Origin of the sequence: Psychrobacter sp. WY6 (assembly GCF_018448495.1) — a bacterium.
In the GTDB taxonomy this organism is placed as follows: Bacteria; Pseudomonadota; Gammaproteobacteria; order Pseudomonadales; family Moraxellaceae; genus Psychrobacter.
The window spans coordinates 2,978,130-2,999,758 of record NZ_CP049902.1; the positions used below are offsets into that span (position 1 = coordinate 2,978,130).

11 protein-coding genes and 8 pseudogenes are annotated in these 21,629 nt (G+C 42.6%); 16 read left to right on the top strand and 3 right to left on the bottom strand.

What is annotated here, in order from left to right; translation table 11 throughout:
• Positions 1-25 precede the first annotated feature (25 nt).
• The 7 genes and pseudogenes from G7Y90_RS14870 to G7Y90_RS14900 all read left to right on the top strand — a co-directional run bounded on the left by G7Y90_RS14870 (position 26) and on the right by G7Y90_RS14900 (position 8,565).
• Positions 26-1,212 (top strand): annotated as a pseudogene (locus G7Y90_RS14870) (mechanosensitive ion channel family protein).
• A 228-nt stretch (positions 1,213-1,440) separates the two neighbouring features.
• Positions 1,441-3,739, top strand: a pseudogene (rlmKL, locus tag G7Y90_RS14875) (bifunctional 23S rRNA (guanine(2069)-N(7))-methyltransferase RlmK/23S rRNA (guanine(2445)-N(2))-methyltransferase RlmL).
• 272 nt (positions 3,740-4,011) lie between these two features.
• The gene (locus tag G7Y90_RS14880; protein WP_055123872.1) at positions 4,012-4,587 is read left to right on the top strand and encodes a TerD family protein; all 576 of its coding nucleotides are present in this window, start codon (positions 4,012-4,014) and stop codon (positions 4,585-4,587) included.
• Positions 4,588-4,858: 271 nt separating this feature from the next.
• Positions 4,859-5,922: pseudogene (locus G7Y90_RS14885) on the top strand (DUF475 domain-containing protein).
• A 469-nt stretch (positions 5,923-6,391) separates the two neighbouring features.
• Complete coding sequence (locus G7Y90_RS14890) at positions 6,392-6,967, top strand: TerD family protein (RefSeq protein WP_250162772.1); 576 nt, start codon at positions 6,392-6,394, stop codon at positions 6,965-6,967.
• A 171-nt stretch (positions 6,968-7,138) separates the two neighbouring features.
• A complete protein-coding gene (locus G7Y90_RS14895) occupies positions 7,139-7,891 on the top strand; it encodes a TIGR00266 family protein (protein WP_055123871.1) in 753 nt (250 codons plus the stop codon).
• Positions 7,892-7,958: 67 nt separating this feature from the next.
• Positions 7,959-8,565 (top strand): annotated as a pseudogene (locus tag G7Y90_RS14900) (TerD family protein).
• A gap of 895 nt (positions 8,566-9,460) precedes the next feature.
• On the opposite strand, the pseudogene G7Y90_RS19290 reads toward G7Y90_RS14900, so the two are convergent.
• Positions 9,461-10,745, bottom strand: a pseudogene (locus G7Y90_RS19290) (TerD family protein).
• Between the two features lie 420 nt (positions 10,746-11,165).
• Between G7Y90_RS19290 and G7Y90_RS14915 the strand changes: the two are divergent.
• From G7Y90_RS14915 to G7Y90_RS14955, 8 genes and pseudogenes are all read left to right on the top strand, one after another.
• A complete protein-coding gene (locus tag G7Y90_RS14915) occupies positions 11,166-12,248 on the top strand; it encodes an ATP-grasp domain-containing protein (protein ID WP_250162775.1) in 1,083 nt (360 codons plus the stop codon).
• Between the two features lie 85 nt (positions 12,249-12,333).
• Positions 12,334-13,578 carry a trypsin-like peptidase domain-containing protein gene (locus G7Y90_RS14920; RefSeq protein ID WP_193007561.1) on the top strand — a complete coding sequence of 415 codons (1,245 nt, stop codon included), beginning with the start codon at positions 12,334-12,336 and terminating at the stop codon, positions 13,576-13,578.
• A gap of 43 nt (positions 13,579-13,621) precedes the next feature.
• Positions 13,622-14,937 (top strand): annotated as a pseudogene (locus tag G7Y90_RS18105) (phosphoribosyltransferase domain-containing protein).
• A complete protein-coding gene (locus G7Y90_RS14935; RefSeq protein ID WP_250162777.1) occupies positions 14,924-15,205 on the top strand; it encodes a hypothetical protein in 282 nt (93 codons plus the stop codon). The pseudogene G7Y90_RS18105 and the gene G7Y90_RS14935 overlap by 14 nt, the downstream one beginning before the upstream one ends.
• A gap of 383 nt (positions 15,206-15,588) precedes the next feature.
• Positions 15,589-15,819, top strand: coding sequence for an HAD family hydrolase (locus G7Y90_RS18645; RefSeq protein WP_349773364.1), 231 nt, complete (start codon positions 15,589-15,591; stop codon positions 15,817-15,819).
• A 5-nt stretch (positions 15,820-15,824) separates the two neighbouring features.
• Positions 15,825-16,415 carry an HAD hydrolase family protein gene (locus G7Y90_RS14940; protein WP_349773365.1) on the top strand — a complete coding sequence of 197 codons (591 nt, stop codon included), beginning with the start codon at positions 15,825-15,827 and terminating at the stop codon, positions 16,413-16,415.
• Positions 16,416-16,478: 63 nt separating this feature from the next.
• Positions 16,479-17,671: pseudogene (locus G7Y90_RS14945) on the top strand (cysteine protease StiP domain-containing protein).
• Positions 17,672-17,880: 209 nt separating this feature from the next.
• Complete coding sequence (locus G7Y90_RS14955) at positions 17,881-18,942, top strand: HpcH/HpaI aldolase/citrate lyase family protein (RefSeq protein WP_250162780.1); 1,062 nt, start codon at positions 17,881-17,883, stop codon at positions 18,940-18,942.
• Positions 18,943-19,451: 509 nt separating this feature from the next.
• Here the strand turns inward: G7Y90_RS14955 and G7Y90_RS14960 are convergent.
• Positions 19,452-19,925 carry an alpha/beta fold hydrolase gene (locus G7Y90_RS14960; RefSeq protein ID WP_250162781.1) on the bottom strand — a complete coding sequence of 158 codons (474 nt, stop codon included), beginning with the start codon at positions 19,923-19,925 and terminating at the stop codon, positions 19,452-19,454.
• Between the two features lie 4 nt (positions 19,926-19,929).
• A complete protein-coding gene (locus G7Y90_RS14965; protein ID WP_250162782.1) occupies positions 19,930-20,262 on the bottom strand; it encodes an alpha/beta fold hydrolase in 333 nt (110 codons plus the stop codon).
• A gap of 470 nt (positions 20,263-20,732) precedes the next feature.
• Here G7Y90_RS14965 and G7Y90_RS14970 point away from each other — a divergent pair.
• Positions 20,733-21,526: pseudogene (locus G7Y90_RS14970) on the top strand (enoyl-CoA hydratase/isomerase family protein).
• The last annotated feature ends 103 nt before the right edge of the window (positions 21,527-21,629 follow it).

Below are 21,629 nucleotides of genomic sequence, written 5' to 3' on the forward strand. Positions count from 1 at the left end.
TTAAAAACTCTGCATGGACCAAAAAATGGCAATCGCTAGTATTACTGATTTTTTTAAAGAGATTGTTCGTGACCTGCATACTAGCCTCTACCTTGCGCTTGGCGGCTCTGTCGATGAAGAGTCACTTGATTGGTCGTCTCAAGCGGTAGAGCTCGCTAGTACTGCCATCAAAATCCTAATACTGCTGGCAGTGTTGGGATTTTTTTATTGGCTTGCCATTTATATCCTTAAGCAAAGTAGGACAAAAATCCGCCTGAATGAGCGCCGTACTAAGATTGTCCGTTCAGTCTTGCGTTATATCTGGATAGTTGCCAGCTTGATTGCCATTATGAGTCAGATTTATTTTGAACCAGAGACTATCAAAGCTACTGCAAAAGCCAGTACATGGGCGGGTATTTATTATGTACTTTGGGCGTCATCTGGACAGATTATCCATAAGGTGTTACAGCATTATGGTCTCAATGCTTCTATAGAGCAGCTGCTTCAAAACATCTTGTCAGTGCTGCTATTGGTACTCGGACTTGCCAGCGTCATGGCGCAATTTGGTTTCGATATCGTCTCATTGGTCGCAGGTTTAGGGATTGTGGGTTTGGCAGTCGGTTTTGCTGCCCAGTCAACGCTTGCTAATTTCATTGCAGGTATTACCATTTTACTCGAACAATCTTTTCAGGTTGGCGACTGGATTCATATCAATGACAACGAGGGTCGCGTCGTACTCATTGCGTTACGCACCACCCATATTTTGACGCGAGACAACATCACCGTCATTATTCCCAACTCTAACGTGGCCTCCTCTGAGGTGACCAATTTAACCTCCAAGAACTTCATACGTTTCGATATTCGTGTGCGTATCGCCTTTGAAGATGATGTCGATACTGCCCGCAAGGAAATTTTGCAGGTGCTTACTGACACCGATGTGGTACTCAGCCGTCCTGAAACCTCGGCCACCGTGGATGAAATTGGTGAATACGGAGTGTTCTTTATAGTGCGTTTTTGGGTCAAGCCTGCCGCTGTCGCGCGCATGCCCAAATTAAAGAAGGTCTAAAAGAAAATATCAAGCGTGCCTTTGATGCCGCTAATATTTCTACTCCTTATCCTCATATGCGTCTACTTATGCCAAAAGATGTGGATTATCCTATTGCCACTAAACCCTTTGCGACTACGACGCAGGTCGTATCAGAAACACCACCACTGAGCAAAGCGGATAAATAAGCTCATTAGATTATTTATCCCTTGGACAATTTACCCCACAATTTTTAGGCTCAAGGTTTTCATCTTTAGTATGATAAGTATGGTTTTGTGAAAGATAGCGTTGCTGAATCTCTCTTTGATAAACACCACCACTTTAAACCATCCTGCCTTGAATTATGGTAAAATTGGCGGTTAAACATCTTATTTTATGATGTGCATTACTTATTAATTTAGCCCACAGGTATCCGTATGACCGAAACAACCGCGCCCGCATCTCTAACAGCAGCTTCACCAGAATTGTCGCTTGACCTTATTATCACCTGTGCCGATGGGCTTGAGGCACCACTCCAAACTGAGCTGACAAGTTTTGGTATTGCAAGCGAAATCAAAAGTACAGGCCGTCTGGCAGTTACTGGTACTTTGCGTGACTTATATAGCATTTGTTTGTGGTCACGTGTCGCCTCGCGGGTATTAATGCTCATTAAACGCAAAAACATCAATGCCGAATACGATGTGGCTGAGCAACTTTATGGCTTGGCAAAATCGGTCAATTGGATTGAGCAGTTTAGTTTAGAGCAAACCTTTGCCATTCGTCTGTCGGTCGACAAGCGTGTCGCCGTCAGTCAACAGTTTGCGATGCTACGTATCAAAGATGCGATTGCAGATACGTTCAATGAAGTTTACGACAGCCGTCCTAACGTCGATAGTAAAAATCCAGACTTTTCTATATTTGCAACCGTGAATGATAAGCAAGCTGAGCTGTATTTGGATTTATCAGGTACCAGTTTGCATCGCCGTGGTTATCGTGTGGCAATGACTGAAGCGCCACTCAAAGAAAACTTGGCAGCGGCTCTACTATATAGTGCAGGCTGGCACAAGAAAAATGAAGCTGGTAATGCACCTTTTTATAATGCGCTAATTGACCCAATGTGTGGGTCTGGCACCTTTATTATTGAAGCACTACTCATGCATTGCGATTATGCTGTGGGTATCGATAAAGCCGCCAATCAATTTGGTTTTTACCAATGGCAGCATCATGACGATGCCTTATGGCAACAGATCGATGATGCCCAGACACGTTTCCGCGAAGCCTTAGCAATTGCTAATGAGCAACCAGATACATTACCGCTGATTTTGGGTTTTGATGCTGATAGCGGCGCGATTTTAGCGACAGAGAAAAACCTGATTGCCGCAGGTTTGCAAGATTTACTACCACTACTTGATCTTGAGACGCGTGCGCTTGACCAGCTGAGCACTGTCCTGAAGCCATTGGTCGATGACGGTCGATTGAGCAATCCTCTAATCATCACCAATCCACCTTATGGTGAGCGTTTGGGTGACGAAGAGATGATTAAGCCGTTATATCAAGCGATTGGGCTTATTTTGCAAGACAGCTTTGCTGGTAGCGGCATTGATCCGATGCTTGGCATATTGGCATCTAATGTTGAGCAAGTTGATATCTTACCTATCAAAGAACCAAAAACCTTACGCTGTCATAATGGTGCTATCACCGTTTATTTCCGCTATGGCACGTTGATTGCAGGACAAACGGGCAATCTCGTTAGTCGCTTCGAAAAACGTGAAATTGAAGTGGAAGAGGGACAAGACTTTATCAACCGCTTGCAAAAAACCTGTCTAAGCTGAAGAAGTTGGCTAAAAAAGATAAGGTTAGTAATTTGCGCGTTTACAATGCTGACTTGCCCGACTTCAAAGTCGCCGTCGACTTATATGGCGACTATGTACACGTGCAAGAATATGCGCCACCAAAAACCATTCCACCTGAGACGGCTAAAAAACGCTTCAACTTGGCATTAATGGGTATTCGTGAAGTTTTGGTATTAACCGTGAACAAATATTTATCAAGACTCGTGCACGCCAATCTGGTAATGACCAATATAGCAAACAGAACACCACAGAAAAGCGTGGTAAATTTCATGTTGCACGTGAAGATGGTGCTTATTTTTACGTCAACTTTACGGACTATTTAGATACGGGTTTGTTCATTGATCACCGTAATATGCGTGCCCGTATCAAAGACAACAGTCGTAATAAATCCGTACTGAACTTATTTGCTTATACCTGTACGGCAAGTGTGCATGCGGCGCTTGCTGGCGCGAAAAAAGTCACCAGCGTTGACTTGTCACAGAACTATCTAGACTGGGGCAAGCAAAACTTTGTATTAAATGGTCTGGACGTTAGCCGCAATAAGTATCAATTCGTCGCAGCCGATATCTTTGAATGGATTAAAGACAATACTGAACAATTTGATGTCATCTTTATCGATCCACCGACTTTTTCGAATTCGAAAAAGTTCCAAGGTACCTTTGATGTGCAGCGCGACCACTCTGCCCTCATTAATCGTGCGATGAATCGCTTGACCTCTGACGGGATTTTGTATTTTTCAAATAACTTTACCCGCTTTGAGCTCGATGAGCAGTTAACCGAGCGTTATGATATTGTCGATATCACGCAAAAAACCATTGGTTTTGATTTTGATATTAAAAAGCCCATTCATCAAAGTTTTGAGATTCGTCATCGTCAGGGATGATAATTTAGGTTTATGGATGGATATGAAGGTTGACCACCGCATTTAGACGCCATCTTTTATAGTCAGTCTGGTCGTACACATAACAATGACCCAATCAGCTTTGATTGGGTCATTTTTTGTTGCTATGATAGAGCGTCACTAAATACTAGCTAAGTAATAGCTAAGCAACCGTGAAGCGTATATTTACGAGCGCTTTAATCCCACTATTGCGATTGTTTTTATTTATATAACTCTATCAAACCCTTAATCACTCTAATAACAAGGATAACCCCATGGCATTATCACTTAATAAAGGCGGTAACTTATCGCTCACCAAGACTGACCCAAATTTAACGAAGTTACTTATCGGTCTAGGTTGGGATGAACGCGCAACTTCTGGTGCTGAGTTTGATCTTGATGCCAGTGTGTTTTTACTGAATACGGCAGGTAAAGTACGCGGCGACCATGACTTCATTTTCTATAACCAGCTTAAGTCTGATAATGGCGCGGTTGAGCATACTGGTGATAACCGCACTGGCGAAGGTGATGGCGATGATGAAGTCGTCAAAGTAAACCTCACCCAAGTCCCAGCTGATGTGGATAAAATTGTCGTCACTGTTACTATTCATGATGCGGCGGCTCGTAGTCAAAACTTTGGTCAAGTTGCCAATGCCTTTATTCGTGTCGTGAATGAAGAGACAGGTACTGAAGTGGTACGTTTTGATTTGGCAGAAGATTACTCTGTTGAAACAGCAATGGTATTCGGCGAAGTCTATCGTCACAACGGTGAATGGAAATTCCGCGCCGTTGGTCAAGGCTATTCAGGCGGCTTGCAAGCCATGTGTCAACAGTATGGCGTTGTTATCTAATGTGATAACTTATTCATGCTTAGACTACTATATGACCATTAAACTCAAAATATAAAGCAAGTATTAGCCCCTATTTGTACTCACCATTAGCAATGATAATGGCTGTAAAATATGGTTGCAAAATAGTCACAATTATTCATAGCTAAATGACTAGTAATGCTTATGTTTCGTTTAGAATTATGCAAAAAAGTGGTTAGCGATAACCGCTTTTTTTGTGGTTTGCGCCTATAGTAGGCCGACCTTAGCTTTATGCAACCAGACAGGATGTGTCATGAGACATTTTTATTTAGACTTTATTTTCACAGCCATCGCCCTAGCGGTCGCGGCATGGTGGGGATATTCACATGGCGGTATGGGCGGTATGATAACCACCCTATCTATTACCGCTATTTTGGCCGTCATGGAGATTTCATTATCGTTTGATAATGCGGTGGTCAACGCCTCAGTCCTTAAGGGCTGGGACGAGTTTTGGAAAAAGATATTTTTAACGCTAGGTATTTTAATCGCCGTCTTTGGTATGCGTTTGGTATTCCCTATTGTCATCGTCGCGGTTACCGCTGATCTTGGTATGATGCAAGTTATAGATTTGGCATTGAACGATCCTAAAGAATACTCAGCCAGACTATTGGCGCATCATGCCGAAATCTCAGCATTTGGTGGTATTTTCTTGTTGCTCGTCTTCTTAAACTTCATCTTTGATGAAAAAGAAGTACACTGGTTCGATTGGCTTGAGAGCCGTCTGGCAAAATTAGGCAAAGTCGATGCCATGAGCGTGTTTGTCGCGCTTATCGTCTTGATGATTGCCGTATCATTTGCCAAGCCTGAGCAATCAGCTGCGGTTCTAATCGCTGGCGTATGGGGTATCTTAGTTTACCTTGGCGTACAAGTGGTCTCTGGTATGTTAGAGGGTGACCTTGAAGAAAATTAGATGCTCAAGGTAATAGTACTGGTGCTGCAACTAGCGCGATTATGAAAGGTGGTATTATCGGTTTCTTATATCTAGAAGTCCTTGATGCCTCATTCAGTTTCGATGGCGTGATTGGCGCATTTGCGATTACTAATGACGTAATCGTAATCATGCTAGGTCTGGCTATTGGTGCGATGTTCGTACGTTCGATGACTATCTTCTTGGTCGACAAAGGCACCCTTGATGAATATGTCTATCTTGAGCATGGCGCGCATTATGCTATCGGTGCTTTAGCTATCATCATGTTGCTATCAGTGAAATTCCATGTGCCAGAGCTTATCACTGGTCTGATTGGTATTACCTTTATTGGTTGGGCGTTTGTCGCTTCACTCAATTATCGTAAGCGAGAAACTAAATCAATTACTTGATGCTCGTTCGATGTTAAAAACCCAAGCAAAAATTTTTAATATCAAACAGTATAAAGTGGATAGATAAAGTTAGTTTAAAAATAGACGGGTTGTACCAAAGCAGTTGGTATGACCCGTTTTTGCTTTAAAGCACTTATTTGACACCCGTTGAATAAGTGCTTTTTTATGTTGCACTGCCTGGCGATCTAATTTACTTTTTGATAACAACACCTTAACGACTGTTGCTCGGACGGTTAAAAAGTATCAGACTTGCAGCATTGATATGTCCCTTAGTAATCATATCGTAATCACACAAAATACGCCTTGCTTAGTAAGCAATCGCTTAGTATAGTAAATCGTAATGATATGCAGGGCGTGGCATACGAGTAAATTTATTCATTGTTTGCATTTATATATCGACCACTGCACTATTTTAGTTTATTTTTTTTATCATTCAATCCACTCAATTATTAATCAAAAGGATATTTATATGGCTATTAGCTTAACAAAAGGCGGCAACGTAAACTTATCAAAAGAAGCGCCGGGTTTAACCAATATTACAGTCGGTCTTGGCTGGGATCCACGTGCTACTGACGGTCAAGAGTTTGACTTAGATGCGATTGGCTTTTTGGTCAATGAAGCAGGCAAAGTACGTAATGACCAAGATTTCATCTTTTTTAACAACTTAAAGTCAGACAATGGCGCGGTTGAGCACACAGGTGATAACCGTACTGGTGAAGGCGACGGCGATGATGAAAAAATCAAAATCAATCTTGCTAGCATTCCAGCTGACGTAAGCAAAGTCGCTATCTGTGCGATTATTTATGAAGGTCAAAGCCGCAATCAAAACTTTGGTCAAGTGGGTGACGCTTACATCCGTGTCATTAACGACAATGGCGATGCTGAAATCGCACGTTATGACTTATCAGAAGACGGTAGCACCGAAACCGCGATGATTTTTGGTGAATTATATCGCCATAGTGGCGACTGGAAATTCCGTGCCATTGGTCAAGGCTTCAGCGGTGGTCTTGGACCATTAGCGGCTTCTTATGGCGTTAATGTTTAAGAGCTGACTAACATTTAGCGCTCATAATATAAGCCCGAAAAGCCATCAAGTGTGCCTTACTATCGCATTTGATGGCTTTAAAAGTAATAGGCTAGCGAAAATCTATGGTTGAGCCGACTTACAGACATAACTTACGAACATATAGAATACTGATATAAGGATTCGCACCCTATGACCGCCACGTTTAGCTTGATCGGTACCATTGAACCATTTCTTCATTGCAACCTCAAAAAAGGCGACTCCATCTATTGTGAAGCCAATGCAATGGTGATGATGGAATCAAACCTTGAGCTAAAAGGCAAGCTGCAAGGCGGTCTGATGCAATCACTTATGCGCCGTTTTGCCAACGACGAGTCACTATTTCAACAGCAAATCGAAGCAGTCAATGGTGAAGGCGATTGTTTACTTGCGCCAACGCTCGACGGTGATATGCAAATCATTGATTGCGGTGCACAGCAATATACGCTCAGTGACGGCGCATTTGTCGCGGCGCAAACGGGTGTCGATGTGAAGGCTAAGATTCAACGTAATCTAGGTGGCGCCGTCTTCGGTGATACTGGTGGCTTTATGGTGATGCAGACGCAAGGTCAAGGTCAGGTAGTGGTATCAGGTTTCGGCTCACTATTTGAGATTGATGTTGAACCTGGTAAAGACGTCATCATTGATAACGGTCATGTGGTCTGTTGGGACTCGCGTTTGGAATACAAACTCTCAGTCGCCACCAGTAAGAAAAAAGGCTTCATGGGCAATATTATCAATTCGGTCACCAGTGGCGAAGGTATGGTTTTAAACTTCTCAGGCTCAGGCAAAGTCATTATCTGCTCTCGTAATCGTGATAGTTACCAAGGCTGGCTACAAAGCGTCTTAGGGACTAGCTCCGGCGGTCGAGGCGGCAATAGCGGCTTACTTGGCAATATTTTATAGCGCTTTTAAAACAACTATGATTTTTACCCAACTATAATTTTCAAATAACTATTATAAGGATAATCAAATGGCAGTTAGCTTACAAAAAGGTCAGAAAATCTCCCTAAGCAAAGAAGCGGGCGGCGAGCTTACCCAAGTAAAACTGGGTCTAGGCTGGGACGTGGCGCAAGGACCACAAGAGAAAAAAGGTGGGTTCTTGGGTAAATTATTTGGTGGCGGTAGCGGCGGCGACTCGATTGACTTAGATGCCTCGTGCATCATGTTTGATACCAATAAACAAGCCATCGATGCGATTTGGTTCAGTCAGCTGAAATCAAAATGGCAGTATCGTCCATACTGGTGATAACCGCACTGGCGACGGCGATGGTGACGACGAAGTTATCAATGTCGATCTTTCAAAAATCCCTGCCAATGTCGTCTCTCTAGTATTTACGGTCAATAGTTTCACTGGTCAAACGTTTGAAACGGTAGAAAATGCATTTTGTCGTATCGTCAATGCCAATAACAATCAGGAAGTCGCGCGCTACAATTTATCAGCGCAAGGTGGTCATACCGCGATGATTATGGCAAAAGTATATCGTCATAATAATGAGTGGAAAATGCATGCGATTGGTGAAACGGCTTCTGGTCGCACCTTTCATGATTTGATGCCTGCTATTACGCCGCATGCGTAATCTTTGATCTATTTTTAAATTTCATTATTTTCAATACAAACAGCTTAACGACTTTCGTTGAGCTGTTTTTTTGATTATTATAATATGAATAAAATAAGCTCAGAGTGTGAAAGAGATATGCAAGCAAGACACATTGATAACGGTTACAGGCTAACTTATTATGCCGAGCAAAGTATAGTATGCTGTATCGAATGTGGCACTGTAGGTAAAGTTGAAAATGAACATCAATACAGAATAGAAAGTGAACGCAAAGTTTGGTGTGCTAAATTTGTCTGTAAACACTGCCAATTATCATTAGTAAAAAATGAAGATCAAGCCGACTGGGTAGGTCAATGTAATTTAATAGGAGATTGCCCGTGTAGCTTTTGTGGTACACAATTGACTGCTAATGAAGAAATAATCCTCCTATAAACAAGCTTTACCCTCTACTATTGCTATTGACTGCTCAAATTGTGGTAAAACCAATACAGTACCCGTAGAAAGAGCGAATAAATACCAACGTTATGATGCAAGGTTAGCTATTGACGCTGATTTTGGCTTCCTCTTTTCTTACAAGTACCCTGCCGATTTGGCAAAATTTGGGCATTTAATCAGAACCATTTAACTGAATTACATAGTTATATCAATGCAACATTAAGAGAAAGAACAGCCGATGCTGGTAATGCCAGCATGCCTTCAAGACTACCCAATTGGATGAAGTCAGCAAAAAATCGTGAAATGATTAATAAAAAGCTAACACAGTTACAAAGTCAATTAGATAGGTATGAAAATAAACACACTTCTAAAAAATAAAAAGAGCAAGTAATACAACTAATAATTAATGACTCTTAGAAAGCCAGCCCATCTATCATTAGATGGGCTGGCTTTTTTGCATTACAGGATATTATCGAAGCTATTACTTACTACCACGTTTCCAGCTAAAGCCCCAGTTAAGGCTTTATCCATCTCTTGATGTCCTTTAAAATACTGGTTAATACGTTCAACGTTGATACTACCTTGCTGATTGACCAGACGCGCAATCGCACACATTGGCAAATTACCTGTCCCTTCTGTAAGACGTGTCTCAATCGGTGGCTGATCGGGCACATGAATGGTCACCACTCCATCGGTTTGCGCCCAATTTGGTGCACCTTCATAGATGAAAGCAAAGATAAACACCTCTTCTATCTGCGACCACTGCTGACCGTTAATATCTAGCCACTCACCGCCGCTGACTTGTCCCGTTCTATCATCAGCACGCAAACACACGTAAGGCGCTGATGTTAAGCTACCAAAGCGATTACCCAAGGCTTGAATCAAGGTTTTTTCACCATTTTTTAGATGAATCATCGCCCCAACATCAAGGTCAATACCGCCCGCTTTATGTTGTTTGAAAAGATCGCCTAACAAGCCTTTTTTGGGTGCTTGCTGATTGGCAGTCGGATTTTGGTTCCAGTTTAAGTTAACAGAGATTTTACCAAAGTCATCACGTTTCTTTAGGTTGATGCTAGACTGATTTTTGGTTAAAGTGATTTTGCTTAGGTTAATTGACGGATTTGGAGAAGCTGTAGGAATTGGCGGCGGCGTGCTTGTTTTGCACTACCTGCTTTCTGCGTATTAATTGGGCGCTGCGTATTGATGGGCTGAGCTTGACCTTGTGACTGGTCTTGTACAGGGCTTTGAGCGGGCGCTTCATCAGCAATCTCTACACCAAAATGCTCAGACAAAGGCTTCAGCCCTCCTTCGAAACCTTGGGCAATAAAACGGAACTTCCAGCTACCTTGGCGGCGATAACATTCCGCTAAAATAATGGCTTTTTCATTACGTCCGGCTGCACTTAGTTGGCAAGTCATCAGCACTTGGCTGCCTTGCAATACCTGAATATCGACATCGCCAACTTGAGCAAGCGGCTGCGCACTAGAAAACGCTAACGCTATCTTCTCAATATTTGCAGGCTGCGCAGGTAAATTGATATCAAAAAACCCATCGCTATCATGACCACGGAAACTCACACTGCCATCATCGCTACGTGTCTGCCCATAAAATATCATGTCGCCATCGCCGCGTACTTTACCGTCAGTTGTCAGGCGATATGCCGCGCAATCGACTGCACTTTGGCTTAAAATACGAATGCTAATATGATCTGTTGGCAGTGGCGCATTGGCACCAGCAATCAGTTGTTGAGGTTGGATTTGGCTCATCATACATCCTTTGAATTATTTATTATGTGCGTGTGTTTGTTATGCTAATTTCATATAGTAGCATGGATGGCCGCTGACTTTTAAAGCGTACGACCGTTCAATAACGTGCCAATGACCCTAAAAAATATTTTTACAAATCCTCCATGCTATTTTGTCAGCAGCATTTATAACGCTTAGCATTTGTATATAATAGCCCCTACTATTAGCAATATTACGGCTTGTTTTTTGATTGCTGTTTGAGGCTTGCTTATATTCCTGATGGTGTTGCGATGACGATAGTGAATTATTCAATTATATCTAAAACCTACGATAATGCTGAGAGAATTATGAAAACCCCTGCTAACGATAGATATACATCAACAACACACTGCCGCATCACCTGCCGTTTGGTTAGCTGAAGGTCAGTCAAGCCAGCGTGATATGTTAGCCAGCCTGCAAACCCTAAAAAATCACGCTGATACTCCGTTCAACATTATCGCTTCACACCGCCACAATAGACCTGAGATTTTTGAATTTGCCGATAGCGTTTACCGTGAGCCTTCTGCGAGCGCCATAGAGAACGATGAGCAAGTCGTACTCGAATCTATTGAGCCATTGATGCCGCGTTGGCAGTTTGTGTTAGAGCAAGCTCAGAAAAGCAACGTAAAAGTACTGCTCACTGGGCGCAATGGTATTGATTACCAAGCCCACCGTGAGGCGTTTGACGCGGCTGGTATTCGTTTATTGACGGGTGCAACGAGTGTGGCAGCGTTAGAAGTAATAGATGATAAGTTTGCCTTTATGCAGCAGTGTCATGAGCATAATATTCCCGTTGCCGAGGCGTGGCGCTTTGATAATGTCGCAGAGCTTGAAGCATTACTTGCTACGTACGGTCACCAACCATTATGCGTCAAACCGGTCACGGGAATCTTTGCACAAGGGTTTTGGCGATTAGGCAAAGTTAAAGAAATGGGCAAAGAAGTAGATGAGCAATATGATAGCTTTGAGCATTTATACTTTACCGAAGAGAAAAAAATCAATACCACGCAATTTATTAATGCCTATGCAAACAGTGTCATGGTGCAGGAACGCCCAATTCCCATGCTGCTAATGCCTTATTTGTCAGGGCAAGAGTACTCTATCGATGTCGTCTGTGAATATGGCGAAGTATTGGCTGCTGTCACCCGCTATAAAACAGGAAAAATCCAGCATATCGGCTACGAGCAAGCGGTCATGGATGTCGTCATTCCACTCATAAAAGCCTTTGGCTGCGATGGCATCGTCAGTGTCCAAACCAAAGCTGATGATGACGGTCAGCACCGTGTGCTTGAGATTAATAGCCGCCCTTCTGGTGGCATCGACTACACCACCCATAGCGGTGTGGATTTAACCCAAGTTGGATTTGCTTATTGGCTAGGCTTAACCGATAAACCGATATTGGCTGATATCGCGCAACAAATAACCCCCTGCCAAGTACGCTCTATTATGGTCGGTGTAAAGGTTGAAGAAGACATCACTAAATAAGTCAAAAATAATATAAAAAGCTGACGGCAATGAATCGACAATAATAAATCCATGGCAACCGAATATATTCAATAAGAGGCAAACGATGACAGCACAAACCACGTTAGTGTTAGGGGCAAATACGGTCATCGCGACAGCGAATTGTTCGGTCGCCTTTGCAACGACAGATCAGTCAAAGTTTGGCGAGCAGCTTGGGCTACTATGGCTGCCTTTGGATGAGCATCGAAAAGCCGCTTGTAGTCCTGCTTATCTTCATGAACCGAAGGAATGGGCGCAGCTCAATAGCAAAGATGATCCAAATGCATGGCAATTGGATTTGCCTGCATTATTTGATAAACAAGGTGCAAGTTTTTTACAACTGATTGCTTATGTTTATCATGAGCCAAGCCTAAACTTACCTGCCGTTGAATTGAGCCAGGTAAACTTAACCCTCAACGAGGGCGATATTCGTTATGAATTTACCGCAAGCGAGCGCCATGTCAAGGCGGCGATCATATTAGAGATATACCGACGCAATGGAAAATTTAAATGCCGTGCCCTTGGTGAAAGCTCCACCCAAGGACTGGCAAGTCTTGAGCATCATGTACAAGTGAGCCTTGATATGCGTCCGCCAGATACGCATGCCCTTATCCAAGATGCCCAGCGCGCACAGCAGCAAGGTTATCCTAACAGTGACGCACGTCCGCCCAGACAAGTTCAGTCTGGTGAAACTTGGACAGGGACAGCGTTTGCTATCGATCCCTATCATTTACTGACTTGTTATCATGTCATTGAATCGGCGGCGATGATTGGTGTGCGTCAGCAAGGGCAGCCCGATCGTGAAGCGCAAGTGGTACTCAGCGATATCGGTAGTGATTCAGCCATTATTAGAGTAATCGAGCCGCTGCCAAGTTATTTACCCTTAGCACAGCGTTGTACTGATAATTTGGGTGAAACCATCACCACCTTAGGATTTCCGTTATCAGGATTGAGTAGCCAATTACAAGTAACGCAAGGCTGCATCTCAGGACTGACAGGGTTTGGCGATGATATTCGCTATCTGCAATTTACTGCGCCTATTCAGCCAGGCTCTAGCGGCAGCCCTTTATTACTGCCGACTGGTGAAGTTATCGGCATGGTAACGTCCAGCCTCGTCCATGAACATGCACAAAATATGAACTATGCGGTGAAATTTCAGTTATTATCCGCCCTACTCGCGAGCGCTGGAATTAGTTTAGATAATTTATCTGACTCATCTGGCATGTTACGCACGACAGCTGCGCCGCTGACTACGCCGCAATTAAGTAAAAAAAGCCGTGGTGCTTTGTGGTTAGTAGGTTGTCAGGGTTAGGAAATACACGTAACTATATAAAAGAAAGTCCAAAGGAATATGAATGTTAAATAAGCAACACAGCACGACCATTACCCTACCACGCGGCAATCTTGATTTAACCTATCAAACCAATTCAGCCACTACGAAAAATGGGGCAGAACCAAGTAACGATTATCAATTAGAAGACTTACTTGGCTTTGCACAACGCATTAACCCAAAACGTGCCTTTCTGTTTGTCTCAAAAGTATTAGGTCGTCATATTCCAGTAGCTCCTAGCATCATGCGTCATGCTTTTACTGACTTGGCGAATTTGGTTCCTAGCGATTTGCCTGAGCCGATTTTAGTCATTGGTATGGCAGAGACGGCGGTTGGCTTATCGGCTGGTGTGCACCAAGCGCTGCAAACGCGTTATCCCAATTCCTTACTATTGAACTCTACGCGTCATGCGCAACATGATGACAGTCATGACAGTAGCAGCGACTCTTTATTAACCACTTTCAGCGAAGACCACAGTCATGCCAGCCAGCATCATTTATCAAAGTGCAGATAATGTCACTCAAGCGCAGCTGCTAGCCAGCAAAACCTTGATTATGGTGGATGATGAAGCATCGACGGGCAATACTTGCGTTAATGTCGTCACTGCCCTTCGTAACGCAGGACTTGACCAACTAGAACAAGTACATCTTACCACTTTGGTTGATTGGTCTTTAAACCAGAATCAGAATGCAGCCGATGCCAATGAAGCTGTGTCTGACCAAATCGCAAAACGCCTGCCCAATATCCACTTTCAACGTCATCATCTACTGTCTGGTGCGTGGACTTGGACGGATGCGCCCAATCCCGAACCGATAACGATGCCATCGGTTGATACAACTGAAGCAGGCAGTCAGTCTAGGTAATACTGGTAATTGGGGACGTTTCCCAACCCTAGATAGCACCGATGGGTTTGATCATTATCTTTTGAGGTTTCAAACTGCCTTTAACGTTTTTAACAAGCAAACTCAACCTGAGAAAGAGCCGTTTGATAAAGAACAGTTGCCACAGCGTATCTTAGTATTGGGCAGTAATGAGTTTGTTTGGTTACCGTTTTTATTGGCGGAATGGCTTGCGCAAAATACGCATGTAGAGAATAGTAAGAATACGGTTAATTTTAGTGCGTTAACCCGTTCACCGATTGCGCTTGGTGGCGCAATTACCTCGATGCTAAGTTTTAATGATAGTTATGGGCTTGGTATGACCAACTTTGCATATAACGTTACACCTAGCGATTGGGATTTGATTGTCTTGTGTGTGGAAACGTCCGCTGATAGCGTTGATGCTATGTGGAAAGGTTTGGAGAATGTATTGGTGGTGGGTACTAATAGTGGGCGTAACTGAGTTTTTAAATAACGTCAAGATAGCCTCAGGGCTTAGTGACCATACTATAACTATTATCACCATCCTTTTTGCCGTAATCTTTGTGTTTATAAGAGTATTTGATTATATCGTTAATCGTTTCGATACCAAAGATAAGCAATTTGAAATGCTTTATAAAATAATTGATGACGAAAATTTTCTTAAGCGCCTAGGTAATCAACCGTTTTTAATCAAGCAACTTTTTTATAAGCGCTTTTATCTACTCAAAACTATAAGGTTGAAGAAATAGAGTTTTCTGATGTCCAGAAAGATATGAAAATCAACTTATATGAGCTTAGTACTTTAAAATTGGGTTCTATAATAAGATTCGAAGATGGGAATTACATTCAAAGTATTGATATCTTGACTGGATACTGGAGCAATAACTATAGTCGATTCAATATATTTATTATTATAGGGTTTTTATCTTGGATATTAGTTGCAGCAGCCTTTTTTCTCGTACTTCTCAAAAGTAATGCGTTATTTTATATTTCTATAACGCCACTTTTTGGCTTGGAAATATTTATTAATGAAAATAGATGCTGTAAAAGCTTATCTAAGAACAAAAAATTTGATTGATGATCTTGTATATCAAAGCGTATTATTCAAAAATAACCAAAGTAATAGGGACACATGACTACTAAATTCTTTCAAGCCAATCCTGATATCGTTAAGCCTTACGCGCTGATGGATTTGGACGATACGCTCTTTCAAACTCAGCGTAAAATTGACGCATGGGACTTACCCACCACTGAAGCTGAAAACTTAGTTTGCGCAACCGTTAACAAACAAGGTGAGCCATTAAGTTTTATGAGTCAGCGCCAAGCCACGTTTTTTAACTGGCTACTGCTAGCACTGATCTAATCGTAGTGACGGCACGCGACCGCAGTGAAATCCAGCGCGTAAAACTGCCTTTTGATAGCTGGCAAGTTTTGACTCATGGCGCGCTTATTCTTGACAAAGACGGTGCATTACAAGCCCAGTGGCAACAGCATATGTATAATAAGCTTGCGCCATTGCAAGAAAAATTGCAGCAGCTGAGCCAGCTATTCGCGAATCACAGCAAAAATGACAGTAGCCAGCTGGTCTTTACACCGCATATCGATAGCTTTAACAATGGCGCTGATAATAGAGAATTAACCATTTATCTGGCTATCAAACATGCGCAAAAAGACCATCAAGCATTAGTAGATCTCGCTGCAAAACTGCCAACGTTAATACGAGACTTTGAGCAGGATTTTTATGTGCACGTGAATGCGAATAATCTAGCGATATTGCCGCACGCAGTTCATAAGCGCCATGCGGTACAGTTCTTGTTAGCTAATCATTTAGACAGTCAACGACCAAGCTTTGGCTTTGGTGACAGTTTGGCAGATTTACCATTTTTACAGCTGCTTGACTGGTATGGTATGCCCAATCATGGTCAGTTACATGAACGACTTAGCTCTCAATCATTCTAAACACTTAATCTCTCCTAAATAAAAACAATAATCGCCGCCGTTTATAGAAGTAGAAGCCACTTTATGACCCATCATATAACGAACCCTAATGTTCAAAAATTAGAAGCATATGGCTCTGGCAGCTATCTTGCCAGTGATGTGACCGTACTTCTCGACATAGTCGCTAAAGACGCGGTCGCCGATGTGCCAGTCAGTCAAAAAGAAGCACTTATTCAAAGTGGGCAACGTCATTATTCTGATATGTTGACTTTGGAGCAAGCGCCTACTGCTATGCATGAGCAGCTATACACGCAAGCATTAGAGCAAGGAACTGAGAGGACCGCCACTGATATTGCTAATTTGGCTTATACGCTACATCACATTTTTCAAAAATCTCGAAATGAACATAACGTGAATGCTGAACGTTCATTAGTCTTAGTCAGTTTGGTGCGCGCAGGTTTGCCAGTTGGCGTTTTGTTGCAGCGTGCGTTAGCAGACGTTAATAGCAGCTATGCTTTGCCGAGCGTGCATTATGGTATCAGCATCATTCGCGACCGCGGACTTGATCCAGTTGCGTTACAAATGATATTGAATGCTCATCCAGACAGTCCTATCGTATTTGTTGACGGTTGGACAGGCAAAGGCGCGATTTATCAAGAGCTTGCTCATAGTTTAGAAAAATTTAGCGATCCTAGCCATGCAAACTTTGCCAATATCTTTCATCAAGGCGCAGGTGTTATTCCCTTATTAACGCTGGCTGATCCAGCTGGCGTTGCTTGGCTCGCAGCTAGCATCGATGACTGGCTAATTCCTTCAGGGCTATTAAATAGCACGGTGTCGGGGCTTATATCACGTAGCTTATATACCGAGCCAGCATTAGGGCTACACCGCAGCGTGTTTTATGATAACTTAATTGAGGTCGACCATAGCTTAGCTTTCACTCATATCGATGCAGCGCGCCGTGCATTAGCCCCACCTTTGCAATGCTTGCCGACGTTTCAGCAGCCGCGTATCAGACAGCGGCTTTAATCGACAAGCTGGCAGCAGACTACGCTATCACCAATCGTAACCGCATTAAGCCAACGATTGCAGAGGCAACACGGGCGATATTGCGCCGTGACCCTGAACGCATACTATTAGCCAGCGCTGATCATCCTGATACCATACTGCTAAGACATTTATGTGCCCAGCGAAATATCATTGTTAGTGTATTAGGTGATAAAATACATCCCTATCAAGCCATCACGCTTATCAAGCAACGTAGCGAAGACCATTAATCATTGCTACACTCGCGGTTTTTATAAACCAGACCCATCTCAAAATCAAAGCAGCGAAAGAAAAAGGTAAAACTACTCCTTCTTGTCGGCTAAACGAATTTGACATTACCAAACGTATTTTTGGGTTTGCGGTCATTGCTGCTAAGCCATACCACTTGATGATACTTCTTTTTATAACCATTCACTTATCACTATTGATGATGCCAATTATGTCAGATATGCAAAACAACGAGTCTACTCTTTATCAAAACACCCAGTCTTACGCTCACCTTATTACTGAGCGTCATGCGATGCTCAAACCACATGCGCATCACCCGTATCAGTTGGGGGCTAGCCTATACATGCCAGCAACTCGCCAAGATATTTGGCAGGTCATTAAGCGTGATAAATTACCAACGATTAATAGCATTATCATCTGTTTAGAAGATGCGGTCAGCCATAATGATGTTGAGCTGGCACTTGAGCGCTTGCAAACGTTGCTGCATACATGGGCGACGCATGTCGATAGCATCAATGACCCATCAAAACATGCCGATATTCAGATTGAGCAACCAACACGCCCGCTGGTATTTATACGCCCGCGTCATCCAGCGATGTTAGAGCAGCTATCAGGTTTTGCCCATATCGATTTGATTGATGGCTTTGTCATGCCAAAAGTCGATATGTATAGCCTATCCAATTGGCGTATGGCCTGTCAAAATCTGAGTACTGAGCAACTATTGATGCCGACGCTTGAAACCGCAGCGTTATTTAATCCGCATCATAATCAGGAATTGGCCATTGGTTTTAAAGAAGCTTTTAGCCAGCCTGTATTTGCCTTACGTATCGGCGGCAATGATTTGTTTGCAGCATTGCGTTTGCGACGTCCCAAAAACAGCATCGTTTATGATACCCCTATCGGCATTGCCTATCAGCTGCTCGGCTGCTTTGTGCCGCATGGCTTTTATTTAACAGCGCCTGTCTTTGAATATTTGGATCAGCCAACGCTATTTATGCAAGAGCTAACCCGCGATGTTAGCTTAGGATTGGTCGGCAAAACAGTCATTCATCCAAGCCAAATTGCGCTGGTGCAACAAGCCTATTGCGTACCATTGAGCATTTTAGATGAGGCGCAAGCAATCTTGCATAGCGAGGCGAAAGCGGTGTTTAAATATAATAATACCATGCTAGAGCCTGCTACCCATCGCGCTTGGGCAACAGAAATCGTCAATCGTGCCGAGGCATGTGGCACCCTTGATGACGGTAATAATGACTATACGGCACGGTTATAAATAAAAATCTTAAGGTTAATAGGGCATGTCCTCAATCTGAACGAAAGCGCCTAAATGGGCTAAAAATTAGTACGTGCCCTAATTTCAAATCAATGTTTCAAATCAATGTTTCAAATCAATGTTTCAAATCAATGTTTCAAATCAATGTTTCAAATCAATGTTTCAAATCAATGTTTCAAATCAATGTTTCAAATCAATGTTTCAAATCAATGTTTCAAATCAATGTTTCAAATCAATGTTTCAAATCAATGTTTCAAATCAATGTTTCAAATCAATGTTTCAAATCAATGTTTCAAATCAATGTTTCAAATCAATGTTTCAAATCAATGTTTCAAATCAATGTTTCAAATCAATGTTTCAAATCAAATTTTAAATGTAACCTCTTACATGCATTCAATAAAAAAGCCGTTATCACATTCAAGATAGCGGCTTTTTTAGCACAAAGGTTCCATCACTCTATTACTATTAAAACGATACCTTATTTAAGGCTATTTCAAGACCAACTCAAATTAGACACAGTCCGCTAGAAAGGTGTTAATCACTCGATTGACCTGCTCAGGCTCTTCTACGGTTGCGGTATGACCAGCGCCCTTGATCACTGCCAATTTAGACCCTGCTATCGCAAAATGCATACGTTCAGCCTTTGAATAAGGGGTTGCTGTGTCCTCATCACCGACCACGATTAATGTCGGCACCGTAATACTCCCTAGCTGATCGTAGGTGCCTGCCCGCTCAATGACGCCCATTGTGGCCTTAATGACTCCGCCTTTGCGATTGCCTTGTAGCATCGTTAACCACTGCTTACGGTCAGAGTTACGCAACTTATCTGTCAAAAAAGTATTGCCAAACATAATAGGCATGACCTTGTTACTCACGCGCTTGAGACCCAACCAACGAATGGCTTTGACTAGCTTACGATACTGCGGCACGTTTTTGGGATCTTCAGGATCAGCAGAAGTCTCTAACAGGGTAAGCGACAGCAATAAATCAGGGCGTTGAGTGCGACACGCTGGGCGACAAACCCACCATCGATAACCCTAAAAAATGACATTTATGAATATCTAGTGCCTCTAATAATGCCAATGTATCCTCGGTTAAGGTTTCCATATCGTAGCCAGATTTGGTTATTGCAGACTGACCTTGCCCCCGAAAATCAAAAGCAATGCAGCGATAACCGGCTTTAAAATACTCGACTTGCCTGTCGAACAGATGAGTATTCCACAGCAGTCCGTGGGCAAATACCATGACGGGTTTTTGCCTATCATTTGGTGCGCTGTCTTCGTAATAAAGTTCAACATTATTGACATTAATAATTGGCATAACCACTTCCTTGTTGGTTTAATAAATAAAAAATCAGTCTTTTAAAACCTGCCTTCTAGGGCGTCTCTTCATTTTAAAAATGGTAAAAAAATGAGATGGATTGCCACCAAACAAGGAAAATAGCACAAATAATATCGAGATATTCATCAGCTATTTGACGCAGTTTGGCAAAATTTAGCCATTTTTAGCCCATGTAGAGAATGCTTGATTGAATTGAGGACATACCCTAGCATAATTCAACCTTTCTACAGATAGTAGCCTTATTTTTGAATGGTAGGTTTAATAGCTTTAGCAATATGATAGCAGCAAAAAACACCATACCTGAATCATGTCTTAAGCGCGCAAAGATCCTGCTTTTATAATAAGCTCAAACTGCTATAGTATTTGGCATTGCATTATTTGTCACATTTACTGCCAATAGCTAGTGTTACCAAAACGTTTTACAGAAAACTCAATTAAGGATATCAACCATGTCACACCCTCTCGTCGAATATCAAGTAGAAAACCATATCGCAACCATCACGATGAACGATCCCAAAACACTGAATGCCTTTAGCACAGTGCTCAAAGATGCCATGATGAATACACTGACGAACGCAGATGAAGACAAAGACGTCAGAATCATCATCCTGCAAGGCGCAGGCAATAACTTTTCAAGTGGCGGCCATATCGGTGAGATGTTAGAAAACGGCATGGAAAGCGAGGCGCTGTCGAATAAGCTAAACTTTATGGTTGGCGAAGTCGCTGAGATTAGCTTAAAGTTGCGTAATATTCATAAGCCTATTATCGCCAAATTAGAAGGCGCAGTGGCAGGTGCTGGCATGAACTTGGCACTGACTTGTGATTTTCGCATAGCCGCTGATAATGCCAAATTCGTGCAAGCCTTTGTCAATATCGGTCTAATACCAGATGCTGGCGGCATTTATTTACTGAATCAATTGATCGGTGTGGCTAAAACCACTGAGATGGTCATGCTTGGCGATAAACTCAAAGCGGAAGATATGGCACGCTTAAACTTGGTTAATGATGTGGTCAGTAGCGACGAGCTGGATGCTAGCGTACTAGCATTGGCAACGCGCCTGAGCAATCTGCCTGGAAAAGCATTGGCATCAATGAAGCATATAATACGCACGCTTATATGGGCCTCAATGAAGCGCTCGATATGGAAGTGGATCAACAGACCATGCTTGCTAAAACGGATGATTTTAAAGAAGGTATTACCGCCTTTATGGAAAAACGTAAGCCGGTTTATCAAGGTAAATAATAACCTGATCACACTCTGTTTTGCGCTATCATCAAAAAGGCTACCTAATGGCAGCCTTTTTTTTAGGTCATACGATATAAAAAAATTTCGTATTTAACATATC

Coding starts and splice junctions, on each gene's coding strand:
- G7Y90_RS14920 (WP_193007561.1), top strand. CDS start 12,334: ATGACAGCACAAACCACGTTAGTGTTAGGGGCAAATACGGTCATCGCG.
- G7Y90_RS14880 (WP_055123872.1), top strand. CDS start 4,012: ATGGCATTATCACTTAATAAAGGCGGTAACTTATCGCTCACCAAGACT.
- G7Y90_RS14890 (WP_250162772.1), top strand. CDS start 6,392: ATGGCTATTAGCTTAACAAAAGGCGGCAACGTAAACTTATCAAAAGAA.
- G7Y90_RS14895 (WP_055123871.1), top strand. CDS start 7,139: ATGACCGCCACGTTTAGCTTGATCGGTACCATTGAACCATTTCTTCAT.
- G7Y90_RS14915 (WP_250162775.1), top strand. CDS start 11,166: ATGTTAGCCAGCCTGCAAACCCTAAAAAATCACGCTGATACTCCGTTC.
- G7Y90_RS14965 (WP_250162782.1), bottom strand. CDS start 20,262: ATGCCAATTATTAATGTCAATAATGTTGAACTTTATTACGAAGACAGC.
- G7Y90_RS18645 (WP_349773364.1), top strand. CDS start 15,589: ATGACTACTAAATTCTTTCAAGCCAATCCTGATATCGTTAAGCCTTAC.
- G7Y90_RS14955 (WP_250162780.1), top strand. CDS start 17,881: ATGTCAGATATGCAAAACAACGAGTCTACTCTTTATCAAAACACCCAG.